Raw genomic sequence first — 11135 nt, 5'->3', positions numbered from 1 at the left:
CGCCGAACTGGGCGCCCGCGGCCGCCCCAGCCCGACCACCGACCGGGCCCTGACCCAGCGCCTGGAGCGGCTGGAGAAGGTCCTGCCCGCGGAGCATCCGGCGGACCAGGCGGTGGCGACCCTGGCCACCCTGGTCGGCGCCCTGCTGCTGTCGCGCAGCGTGGCCGACCCGGCATTGTCCGAACGCATCCTGGAAAGCACCCGGCGCTATCTCAAGCGCGATGTCGCGGGCGAACTGTAGGAGCGGGCCCTGCCCGCGATTTCGCGCGCAGGGCGCGCTCCTACAGGGGAATAGCGTGGGTGGGGCGACGTAGGGCGAATAACCGTTCGCGGTTATCCGCCGTTGGTCGCACCACCGGGATGTCCGGCGCGGCCGGTGAATCGCGGACTCCGTCCGCGATTTGGCGGATAACGCCGTAGGCGTTATGCGCCCTACGGGGTCGATTCCACCTGCACGCCGTAGCGCTCCGCCGGCAGGCGGCCGGAGAGGAAGGGCGCCAGGTTCTGCCGCGCGCGGGTGTAGGCCTCGAAGTCCCGCATGTCGGGCAGCGCCGGGATGGTGATGAGCTCGCCCAGGTCCAGCCCGGCCAGGGCAGCGTCGACCATGTGGCCGACTTCCATGAGGATGTCTTCCGGGACGTCGGTGCCCGAGCGGTCCCAGATTTCCGTGCGGGTGGCGCCCGGCAGCACCGCCTGCACGCGCACGCCCAGGGGCGCCAGTTCCTGCTGCAGCGAGATGCTCAGGTTGAGCAGGAAGGCCTTGGTGCCGCTGTACACGCCGTTGAACTGCTCCGGCGCCAGGGCCAGGATCGAGGTGAGGTTGACGATGGTGCCCCGCCCCTGCGCGGCGAAGGCCTTGGCCGCGCAGCCGGCCAGGCGTGCCGAGGCCAGCACGTTGAGGGTGATCATCTGCTCCAGCTGGTCCAGCCCCGCCTCCACCATGCTGCCCTTGACCGCCATCCCGGCGTTGTTCACCAGCATGTCGATGCCGGCGTCCCCGGCCAGGCGCGCTTCCACCCGGGCGCGCTCCTTCGGTTCGGTCAGGTCCGCCGGCAGTATGTCGACGTCCACCCCGTACTCGGCCTGCAGGCAGGCGGCCAGGGCCGTCAGCCGCTCCCGGTCGCGGGCCACCAGCAGCAGGTCGTGGCCCCGCTCCGCCAGGCGCTGGGCGTAGGCCGCGCCTATACCGGCGGAAGCGCCGGTCACCAGTGCGCGGCCTTTGCTGTTCTTGCTCATCTCGTCACCCCGGGCCCTCGTGGCCCCCATCGTTCGAAACCTGGCGCGCACACCGGGCGCGCAGCCGCCGTCACCCCCGGATGCTAGGGATATGCCCCGGCGGGTCAATCGCCCGAAAAGACGACGGCAGTTGGAGCGACAGGCCCCGCCCCACGGGCCCCGCGTCGATTAGATTGCCCATTCTAGAGTGCCGGGCGGATGCTGGCCGCGACCGTCGCCAGACAAGAACAAGCCGGGGCGATCCGAACCCACTCTGCCTGTTCTGCGGTCGGGAGCCGCTCCCGACGGGAGGTCTCATGCGATTACGCTGCTTTTTCCTGGGCTGCCGCTGGAGCGAGGGCGTGCCCACCCGCGTGGGCGAGGTGCTGATGCTCCACCAGCGCTGCAGCCATTGCGGCGCACAACGCTACCTGAGCACGGAGGAAGCGGAGCCGGAGGTCGTCGACCCCGGCGCCTGAAAAAAAGCCCGACCGGGCGCCGCCAGCAGGCGGCGCCCGGCGTTTTCAGCGGATGAAGGCCTGGCTGGTGGTGATCGCCATGTCGCCGCCGGGCAGCTTCAGGTCGCCGATGCGTTCCAGGCTGTCGGCGTCGAAGATCGCCACGTCGTTCAGGGTGCCGGTCAGGTACAGCTTGGTGCCGGCCTTGTTGGCGGTCAGGCAGTAGTAGGAGTGGTCGAGGTTGGCCGCCTTCTCCAGCTTCTGCGCCTTGATGTCGTACTTGACCAGGCGGTTGAGCACGCCGTACATCACGTTGCGGTCCTTCGGCGAGCGGATGCCGCTGAAGTACACCTCGGTGACCGGGCCGAAGTCGACGGTCTCGGTCTTGCCGGTGGCCAGGTCGATGTTGAAGAAGCCGTACAGGTAGTCGGCGGTGGCCGGGTCCTGCTTGGCGTCCTTGAACTTCGCGGTGGTGTACAGCAGCGAGAAGTCGCGCGGGTAGGTCTGCTGGTTCCACACGTAGAGCACGTCCGGCGCCGCGTAGTTCGGGCGCTTCCAGTTGCGGCTGGGGATCAGCACGTCGAACTTGCCGGTCTTCACGTCCACCTTGTAGATGTCCGGGCCGGCCACGTACAGGGTGCCATCGTCGCCGGTCTGCATGATGGTCAGCTGGCGCGGTGCCGGGAAGGTGCGGATCGGCTTGGCGTCCATGCCGCCATCGGCGGCGTAGACCTGCAGGCGCGGCTGCTGCACCTCGTAGTGCTCGGCGAGGATCAGCGTCGGGTTGGCGATGGCGTAGACCTCCTTGCCGTCGTGGCTGACGGTCATGGAGAACATCGAGCGCGCGTTCTCGCCCGCCTTCTGCGCGATGGTGGCATGGAACACCGGCTTGCAGTCGTCCAGTTGCAGGCCGTAGATGTCCGCGTAGTGGTTGCTCAGCACGTAGGCGATCTTGCGGTCCGGCGACAGCTGGATCATGCCCGGGCCGTAGGCGCCGGGAACGGTACAGGTCTTGTAGAGCTTGTCGGTCTGCATGTCGATGACGTGCAGGTTGTTCGGGTAGTTGGTGGACACCAGGTACTCGTGGCCACTTTCCAGGGCCTTGTCCTCGTTGGCGGCGGCTGCGGCGTGCAGCGCGCAGGCCAGCGAGAGGCCACCGAGGACGGCGGCGAATGCTTTTCTGGACATGCAGTGCTTCCTCTTGTTCTTCTGTCCGCTCATTTGTCGTCCGGGAATACGGTGCCGAGGTTGCGCCAGTTCTCCGCGGAGGCCTGGGCGTCCTTGTTCCAGTCGGGGTAGGTGCTCATCATGTCCGGCACCTGGGCCGGCCACCAGCAGGGGTCGGAGCAGCCGTAGAGGTCGGCCTCCATCGGCTGGCACAGCGAGGAGACGCCGCCGAACACGTCGATCTCCCAGCCCGGGTCGGTGGTGGAGGCGCAGCCGGCGACCGAGTTCATCGCCACCACGTCCTCGATGCGGTCCTCGGCGGCAGCCTGCTCCAGCTGCTGTGCCTTGTTGTTGATCGCTTTGAGATGTTTCATGTCAGTGCGCCTTCCGCGGAGTGATGTGGCGGTCGATGAAGCTGGGGTTCGAGGCCATGATCCGGCTGTAGACCTCGATGCCGAAGTCCACCCAGTCCCTCATCAGTTCGCAGTAGTGGTAGGTGGGGTGCGCCGGGTCGCCGTAGCGCGCGTAGCTCTCGTGGTAGCAGCCGCCGGAACACAGGTTGCGGATGCGGCAGCTGGCGCAGCCGGTGTCGGTGCGGTCCAGGCGTTGCGAGAGGAAGTCGTTCAGCTCGGCCTGCTTGACCCCGGCGTGCACGTTGCCGAAGGTCGGCAGCGAGGAGCCGGTGAAGCGGTGGCACAGGTTCAGCTCGCCCTTGTGGTCCACCGCCAGCATCTTCAGCCCGGCGCCGCACGGCAGGGCCTTCTTCTGGCCCTCGTGGATGTCGGTGATCAGCTGGTGCAGGTTGGAGAAGCCGATGTTGCGCCCCTCCAGCGCCTCCGCCAGGTAGCGGCGGCCCAGGGCCTTCATGTTGGCGAAGACCTGCTTGAGCTCCTCGCCGGTCAGGTTGAAGCTGCTGATGTCGCCCGAGGTCACCGGGGCGAAGCCGACCTCGGCGAAGCCCAGTTCGTTGAACAGGTGGTCCCAGATGGTCTCGACGTCGGTGACGCCGGTGGTCAGGGTCACCCGCGCGCCCACCGGGCGGCTGTTGTAGCGCGACAGCAGCATGTCGGCCTTGCGCCGCACCACGTCGTAGGTGCCCTGCCCGCCCACGGTGATGCGGTTGCGGTCGTGCACGGTCTTGGGCCCGTCGATGCTGACGGACAGGCCGAAGCGGTGGGCGTTGAGCCAGTCGACGATCTCTTCGGTGAGCAGCGTGGCGTTGGTGGTCATGACGAAGTCCACCACCTTGCCCAGCTCGCCGAAGCGGCGCTCGCAGTAGGCCACCATGTGCTCGATCAGCGGCCGGTTGGACAGCGGCTCACCACCGAAGAACACCACGGTGTAGCGCTTCTCGTCGGGCGATTCCCTGAGCAGCATCTCCACCGAGGCCTCGGCGGTTTCCGCGCCCATCTTCTTGCCGGCGGAGGGCTTGTCCAGGTCTTCCTTGTAGCAGTAGGTGCAGCTGAGGTTGCAGCCGGTGTTGACGTTCAGCACCACGGTGTTGAGCGCGGTGCGGTCGACTTTCTTGATGCCGATTTCAGGGGTGAGCGGCGAGCCGTCGCTGACCAGCTCCAGCGCGATCAGCTCGCGCAGGGTCTCGTCGATCTCGCTGGCCTCGAAGCGCCCGCCCAGGCGCTGCGTCAGCTCGTCCGGCGAGCAGGCGTGCCCGCGCAGGGCATCGATGATCCCGCCGGTCAGCTCGTCGCTGGCGAACAGCGAGGAGCTGGGGATGTGGAACAACAGGCGGTCGGCATCCACCCGCACTTCGTGCAGGTTGCGCTCGACCAGATTCAAGATGGCGCCCATGGCGACCTCCCGGAACTTGCTTGGTACGCCCCGCCCGCGGGCGGGGGTTCATGCGTTCAGTTCATCCGAACCCGTGTGACGCGGTGGATCACGGGATCGGCGGGTTGTTCCAGCGCTGCACGGTGACGATCATGTGGCCTTCGCCCTGGTGCGTCTTGCCGGCGTCGTCCACGGCGGCGATCACCTTCAGGTTGCCGGCGTTGTTGGTCATCATCTTGCGCTCGGGGTTGGGGCCGGCGTCGCCCGGGGTGAACACGCCGCTGGCGGCGTCCATCACACCGGCGAACTTGACGTCCTGGTCCTCTTTCGCACGGTCGTCGAAGGGCTCCACCGACCACGTGGCCGGGAACACGCCGATGCGGAACGGCTTGCCGTCGGCGCCCTTGCCCCAGGCCTCGGCGTCGAAGCTGCCCTGCACCTTGGGCGTGGAGCCGCCGTTGCCGCCGATGCGCGAGACGGAGAACTCCGGCACCACCTTGACCTCGGCGATGTCCTTGTAGACCGCCAGGCTGCCACCCTTGGCAGTGCCGACGCTGACCTCGCGCTCGCCGGCCGCGGCCGCGGCGTCGGCCTTGACCTTCACGGTCACGCGTTCGGGGGTTTCGGACACCACCGAGACCACCTCCACGCCCTTGCCGAACGACGGCTTGCCCTTCAGCCCGCTGCCGATGACGCTGACCTCGGTCTCGCTGCCGGCCTTCAGGTACGCCGGCTGCACGCCCAGCACGTGGCTGGTGCCGTTCTGCGCGGCGACGAAGTCCAGGCCGAGTTCGTCATGGGCCTTGTCGAACATGCGGCCCTGCATCTGGCCCTTCAGCGCGGCGAACACCTGGCGCATGGTCACGTCGCCCACGGTGACGTTGCCGCGCCATTCGAAGCCGTTGTACAGCACCGCGCTGCCCTCGCCGTTGAACGGGGTGCCGTCGGCGTACTGGCCCTTGACGCTGAGCTTGAACTGGTCGTCGGCGCCGCCGCTGACATTCATGGTGCCGGCCACGTCGCCCTTGCCCGGCATGTGCCCGGCGAAGCTCCATTCCCCGGCCAGGGACTCGGCCTTCGGCCGGTTCTTCTGCCAGTCGCTCCAGGCCTTGCTGTCCAGTGGGAAGCGCTTGGCCAGTTCCGGGACCATCTCCTTCTTCGCCAGGTCGAACCAGTCGCGGTCGCGGGACAGCGCCTGGTATTCCAGCGAAGGCCAGCGGCCCAGGTGGAAGTTCACCAGCTTCTCCCATTCCGCCGCCGGGCGGCGCTGCAGGGCGATGCGCGCGGCCGAGTGGCAGCGGGCGCACATCTGCTCGAAGTTGCTATCGAAGTGCTCGACGGTGTTCAGCCGGCGCTCCAGGGCGTAGCGCACGCCATCGGTCTCGCTGGGCGCCAGGCCCTGCTTGTCGGCGAGGAACTTGACCACCGCGCGGCGATCCTCGTCGCTGATCTTCAGGCCGTACATCACCTGCATCCGCGCGATGCTCATCAGCCAGCCCTCCGGCGTCTTGCGCTGGTGGCTGATGCGGCTCAGGGAATTGTTGCCCTCTGGGGTGTGGCACGCCATGCACTTGGCGTTGATGATGGTCTGGCCATCGGCGGCGTGGGCCGGCTGCTGCAGGGCCATGGCCATTGCGGCCAGGGTTCCGGCGCCCAGGTAGTGCCGAAGTCGTGTCATCTTCAAGATCAGGCCTCCTCGGTGTTTCTTGTTGAAATTGTTCTGTGCCCACCGCTGGGCGAACAGCTGGTTCCGTCTAGCTCTCCAGCTGTTTAGCAGGTTGTGTGCCACTACTGCGCAAGCCCCGCCGAATCAGGCCTTCGACGGGTTTTCGGGCCACCCTGCGACAAGTTGGCACGTCTAATTTCGCGATTGCTGTCTAACTCTGAGACAAGCCCTCGGGACGCGCCTGGGATGCAGTATGGACGCGCTTGCGCGATGTGCCCGTGCCGGGCAGCAGCAAGGCGCCGAGCAGCATGCAGGCCAGCCCGGTCCAGACGAACGACAGCAGCGGGTAGCGGCGGATCACCACCAGGCTCTCGATGGCGTCGCCGGCCTGCCCCATCAGCCGCGGCGAGGCCGGCACCCACACCTGCAGGTCGCCCAGCCAGCCGCGGATGATGAAGGGGTGCAGCACGTAGCCGCGGTCCGAGGCGAAGCGCGCGTAGTGGTAGTCGAGGATCTCGCACAATTGCCGCACCGGGCCCTGGTAGGCCGGCGGGTTGCCGCGGCTGTCCTGGAACAGCGCATGGCCCTCCAGCTGGCGGCCGCCGTCGCGCAGCTCCACCCGCGCCACCGAATGGTAGCCGGCGCGATCCGCCCGGGTGCTGTCGGGCAGCACCCGCAGCTGCATGCCGTTGGCCAGCGCCTGCCATTGCTCGAAGGAGGCCCCCGGCGGGATGGTCACCTGCAGGTAGGTGTTCAGCGCCGTGGCGGCCAGCCCGCCGACCAGGGCGACCACCGCGCCGCCATGGATCAGCGCCACCCCGCCGCTGTAGCGCAGGTTGCCCAGGCGCCGGCTGCGCCACAGGGCGAGCACGCACCAGAAGGCGCAGGACGCCAGCAGGAAGGCCCCGCCCAGCAACGCCGCGTCCAGCCAGGGCAGCACCACCACGACGTTCTGCGAAAGCATGCCCTGGCCGCTGTAGCCGGCGCTCAGCCAGCCGCCGTGCCAGCCCACCAGCAGCATGGCCACGGCCATCGCCAGGCTCGCCGCCAGCGCCAGCCTGGGCCAGCCGCTGCGGCGCAGGAAGCTGTAGCCGCCGATCAGCCCGAGCAGGCCCAGCAGTGGCAGCAGCCAGCGCACCAGGCCGTAGCCGTCCACGTCCCACTGGCCGAAGGCGCGGCGCAGGCCGTTCATCTCGTCGGTGGTGGCCCAGGCGGTGAGCGTCTCGAAGAACGGCTTGAGGTCGCCCGGGCGCTCCAGCCCCAGCCATTCGTAGAGGTGCGCCTGCAGCAGCGCGCCCAGGGCCAGCAGCGCGCTGCCGGCGAACAGGTAGATGGCCACGTCCAGGGTCCAGTCCGAGCGGGCCTTGCGCCCTGCCCCGCGGCGCGCCCGCAGCGTCGCCCAGCCGGCCAGCGCCAGCAGTGCCACGGCCAGGCCCAGGTGGGCCAGCCAGGAGGTGGTGCCTATGTAGCGGTGCGAGCTGGCCAGCACCGTGCTGCGCGTCACCGCCATGGCGCCGCAGGCCATGGCCGCCGCCAGCAGGCTGAGCCATGGCAGCAGGCGCCGGTTGGCCCCGTCCGGGCGCCAGCGCCGCGCGCCGTGCAGCACCGCGCCGAGCAACGCCCAGACCACGAAGGCCGAGGTCTGCACCGGGTCCCAGTGCCACAGTTGGCCGAAGGTGAAGTCCTCCATGGCCCAGGCCATGCCCGCGCCTATGCCGGCGCTGAGCACCAGCCAGGCGCGCCGGCCGTAGCGCAGGGCCACCGCGCCATAGGCCTCGCCGCCACCGCCCAGGGCATCCAGCGCCGCCCCGGCCGGCGCCAGGGCCCAGGCGTAGGCGGCCAGCACCAGGGGCGCGTGGAAGGCCATCCAGAAGGTCTGCAGGTGGGCGTTCATGCCCTGGTTGGGCTGCGCCGCCAGCCAGTCCGCCGGGGTGGCGGAAAAGGGCCCGAGCCAGGCCGCGGTGGCTGCGTACCAGGCGGCCACCAGCGCCCCGCAACGCCCGGCCCAGCCGGCCTGGCGCGCCTGGCCGGCGGCAATGGCCGTGCAGAAGGTGGCCAGCAACAGCACGGTGCCCTCGTCGCCGCCCCAGAGGTTGGCCATCTTCAGGTAGCCGGGCAAGGCGGCGCTGCTGTAGAGCCAGGCGTAGCGCAGCTGGAAATGGTCGGCCAGCAGGTGCAGGGCCAGCGCCAGGCAGGCGCCGCACAGCGCCCCCAGGGCCAGCGGCCAGGCCAGGGCGCGCCACCGGGGCCGCGCGGCGCCCAGGGCGATGAGCGCGGCGCTGGCCCACAGCCAGGCATTGCCCAGCAACGGCAGGAACCACAGCAGCAGGCAGGTGGCGACAAAGGCGCCAAGCCCGGGGAACACGGGCGATGGGGTGAACGTCCTCTTCAAATCGGGCCTCCTTGGAATGCTTCCCGCCTGTGTTCGCGGGAATGCGCCTCCGGGCCTCTACATATTGTGTGCCAGCAGCGAAAAGACCTTGCATGACAGTCGCTTGGCGCAAGGCCAGGGGCCACGCGGCGTTGCAATTCGCGACAGCCATTGCAGCCTGAGACAGCACTCTTAGTTCTAGCCGATCCGCCGCGGCTGGATATCTGGAAGATGGCGTTTATGCTTCTAGATGGCCCGCACGCCTTGCCGGGCCAGCCTGAAGCCTGTCTGCAGTCTCGCTTCGACTATCCGTGTTCCGCTGCATCAACCCCATGGCCCGAGTGCGGCAACGGTGGTTAGGACTCCGGCCCATCACAAGAACAAGACGGAGAAGAACATGGCGCAGACCTACAGCCCGGCCGCGGGCAACACACCCCACAACGGCATCACCCGGGAGGAGCGCAAGGTCATCTTCGCCTCCTCCCTGGGCACCGTCTTCGAGTGGTACGACTTCTACCTCTACGGCTCGCTCGCAGCGATCATCGCGAAGCACTTCTTCGCCGGGGTCAACGAGACGACGGCCTTCATCTTCGCCCTGCTGGCCTTCGCCGCCGGCTTCGCGGTGCGCCCCTTCGGCGCCATCGTGTTCGGCCGCCTGGGCGATCTGGTGGGGCGCAAGTACACCTTCCTCATCACCATCGTCATCATGGGCATCTCCACCGCCGTGGTGGGCATGCTGCCCAGCTATGCCAGCATAGGCGTGGCGGCGCCGGTCATCCTGATCAGCCTGCGCCTGCTGCAGGGCCTGGCGCTGGGCGGCGAGTACGGCGGCGCGGCGACCTACGTGGCCGAGCACGCGCCCCAGGGCAAGCGTGGCTTCTTCACCTCGTGGATCCAGACCACCGCCACTCTCGGCCTGTTCCTCTCGCTGCTGGTGATCATGGCCTGCCGCACCGCCCTGGGCAACGAGGCCTTCGAGGCCTGGGGCTGGCGCATCCCCTTCCTGCTCTCCATCGTGCTGCTGGCCATCTCGGTGTACATCCGCCTGCAACTCTCCGAGTCGCCGGTGTTCAAGCGCATGAAGGAGGAAGGCAAGGCGTCCAAGGCGCCGCTGACCGAGTCCTTCGCCCGCTGGGACAACCTCAAGGTGGTGATCATGTCGCTGCTCGGCGGCACCGCCGGCCAGGCGGTGGTCTGGTACACCGGGCAGTTCTACGCGCTGTTCTTCCTGCTGCAGACGCTGAAGATAGACGCGCAGACCGCCAACCTGCTGATCGCCGGCTCGCTGTTGCTGGGCACGCCCTTCTTCGTGTTCTTCGGCAGCCTGTCCGACCGCATCGGGCGCAAGAAGATCGTCATGGCCGGCTGCATCCTCGCCGCCCTGACCTACTTCCCGATCTTCAAGGGCCTGACCGAGTTCGGCAACCCCGACGTGTTCGCCGCCCAGGAGAAGAACCCGGTCACCGTGGTCGCCGACCCGTCCGCCTGCGCCTTCCAGTTCGACCCGGTGGGCAAGGCCAGATTCACCAGCTCCTGCGACCAGGCCAAGAGCCTGCTGGCGAAGAAGGCCATTCCCTACCAGAACGTCAAGGCCGAGAGCGGCGCCGTGGCCCAGGTGCACATCGGCGACAAGGTGATCGCCAGCTTCGAGGGCCGCGGCCTGGCGGCGGCGGACTTCAAGGCGCAGTCCGAGGCCTTCACCGCGCAGATGGGCACCGCCCTCAAGGACGCGGGCTACCCCGAGAAGGCCGACCCGGCCAAGACCAACCACCTGGCGGTCCTGCTGCTGCTCACCGTGCTGGTGATCTACGTGACCATGGTCTACGGCCCCATCGCCGCCTGGCTGGTGGAACTCTTCCCGGCGCGCATCCGCTATACCTCCATGTCGCTGCCCTACCACATCGGCAACGGCTGGTTCGGCGGCTTCCTGCCCACCGTGGCCTTCGCCATGGTGGCGGCAACCGGGGACATCTACTACGGCCTCTGGTACCCCATCGTCATCGCGGTGATGACGGCCATCCTCGGCACCTTCTTCCTGCCGGAAACCAAGGACCGCGAAATCCACCACGCCTGAGCCGCACCCCTGCCTCGAAACAGCCCGCCCCGTGCGGGCTGTTTCGTTCGGGGCTGCTACCTGTTCCAGCGATGCTGACAGCCGATTCCAGCGATTGTGATCCGCCTCGCTGATGTTTACCCAAGGCTTTCCGGACTCCTCCTATTTACTTGTGATGCCAAGACCATCGAGCCTCGGGCCAGGCACATTGCTCAGCACCAGTCTGCTGCTACATCAGTGCCTCACATCATCAAGAGAGGTGCTTCAATGGCCATCGGATACTTCATTCGTTGCGGGGACAAGACCAGCTGTGGTGGTGTGGTGCTGGAAGCCGATACGCGCGTCATGATGTTCGGCGTTGCCCGTGCGCGTGAGGGCGATCGTGTTTCCTGTGGCGAGGACGGCAAGACCTACCGGATA

At 68.0% G+C, this 11135-nt stretch carries 9 protein-coding genes and 1 pseudogene; 4 read left to right on the top strand and 6 right to left on the bottom strand.

The features are described from left to right. Positions 1–241, top strand: a pseudogene (locus tag DK254_RS34480) (TetR/AcrR family transcriptional regulator); the annotation flags it as partial. Between the two features lie 191 nt (positions 242–432). On the opposite strand, the gene DK254_RS04315 reads toward DK254_RS34480, so the two are convergent. Beyond that, on the bottom strand, positions 433–1236 hold the full coding sequence (locus tag DK254_RS04315) for an SDR family oxidoreductase (RefSeq protein ID WP_109932497.1): 804 nt from the start codon (positions 1234–1236) through the stop codon (positions 433–435). 296 nt (positions 1237–1532) lie between these two features. Between DK254_RS04315 and DK254_RS34300 the strand changes: the two genes are divergently transcribed. Further along, positions 1533–1694, top strand: coding sequence for a PSPA7_2676 family Cys-rich small protein (locus DK254_RS34300; protein ID WP_177412012.1), 162 nt, complete (start codon positions 1533–1535; stop codon positions 1692–1694). A gap of 45 nt (positions 1695–1739) precedes the next feature. Here DK254_RS34300 and peaD read toward each other — a convergent pair whose 3' ends face one another. From peaD to ccsA, 5 genes are all read right to left on the bottom strand, one after another. Continuing rightward, positions 1740–2861: a quinohemoprotein amine dehydrogenase subunit beta gene (peaD, locus tag DK254_RS04310; protein WP_109932495.1), complete on the bottom strand. Its 1122-nt coding sequence runs from the start codon at positions 2859–2861 to the stop codon at positions 1740–1742. Between the two features lie 29 nt (positions 2862–2890). Beyond that, positions 2891–3214, bottom strand: a complete 324-nt coding sequence (gene qhpC, locus DK254_RS04305) for a quinohemoprotein amine dehydrogenase subunit gamma (protein WP_009620363.1) — start codon at positions 3212–3214, stop codon at positions 2891–2893. A 1-nt stretch (position 3215) separates the two neighbouring features. After that, complete coding sequence (gene peaB / locus DK254_RS04300; RefSeq protein ID WP_109932493.1) at positions 3216–4646, bottom strand: quinohemoprotein amine dehydrogenase maturation protein; 1431 nt, start codon at positions 4644–4646, stop codon at positions 3216–3218. 88 nt (positions 4647–4734) lie between these two features. Continuing rightward, complete coding sequence (gene peaA, locus DK254_RS04295; protein ID WP_177412023.1) at positions 4735–6303, bottom strand: quinohemoprotein amine dehydrogenase subunit alpha; 1569 nt, start codon at positions 6301–6303, stop codon at positions 4735–4737. A gap of 199 nt (positions 6304–6502) precedes the next feature. Beyond that, entirely contained in the window at positions 6503–8683 is a 2181-nt protein-coding gene (gene ccsA / locus DK254_RS04290) for a cytochrome c biogenesis protein CcsA (protein WP_109932489.1), read from the bottom strand. 376 nt (positions 8684–9059) lie between these two features. On the opposite strand from ccsA, the gene DK254_RS04285 reads away from it, so the two are divergent. Both DK254_RS04285 and DK254_RS04280 read left to right on the top strand, forming a co-directional pair. Beyond that, positions 9060–10736: an MFS transporter gene (locus tag DK254_RS04285; RefSeq protein WP_109932487.1), complete on the top strand. Its 1677-nt coding sequence runs from the start codon at positions 9060–9062 to the stop codon at positions 10734–10736. Between the two features lie 246 nt (positions 10737–10982). Continuing rightward, positions 10983–11135, top strand: a 153-nt coding sequence (locus tag DK254_RS04280; protein ID WP_146219564.1) for a PAAR domain-containing protein, incomplete at its 3' end; no start/stop codon positions are given.

Source organism: Pseudomonas sp. RW407 (assembly GCF_003176655.1).
Taxonomy (GTDB): Bacteria; Pseudomonadota; Gammaproteobacteria; order Pseudomonadales; family Pseudomonadaceae; genus Pseudomonas; species Pseudomonas delhiensis.
Note: the sequence above shows the minus strand (reverse complement) of the source record. Positions and strands in the feature narration are given on the sequence as shown.

Bases quoted from the DNA above. Each gene is read 5' to 3' on its own strand.
- peaA (WP_177412023.1), bottom strand. From the start codon at position 6,303: ATGACACGACTTCGGCACTACCTGGGCGCCGGAACCCTGGCCGCAATG.
- DK254_RS04285 (WP_109932487.1), top strand. From the start codon at position 9,060: ATGGCGCAGACCTACAGCCCGGCCGCGGGCAACACACCCCACAACGGC.
- DK254_RS34300 (WP_177412012.1), top strand. From the start codon at position 1,533: ATGCGATTACGCTGCTTTTTCCTGGGCTGCCGCTGGAGCGAGGGCGTG.
- peaB (WP_109932493.1), bottom strand. From the start codon at position 4,646: ATGGGCGCCATCTTGAATCTGGTCGAGCGCAACCTGCACGAAGTGCGG.
- DK254_RS04315 (WP_109932497.1), bottom strand. From the start codon at position 1,236: ATGAGCAAGAACAGCAAAGGCCGCGCACTGGTGACCGGCGCTTCCGCC.
- qhpC (WP_009620363.1), bottom strand. From the start codon at position 3,214: ATGAAACATCTCAAAGCGATCAACAACAAGGCACAGCAGCTGGAGCAG.
- peaD (WP_109932495.1), bottom strand. From the start codon at position 2,861: ATGTCCAGAAAAGCATTCGCCGCCGTCCTCGGTGGCCTCTCGCTGGCC.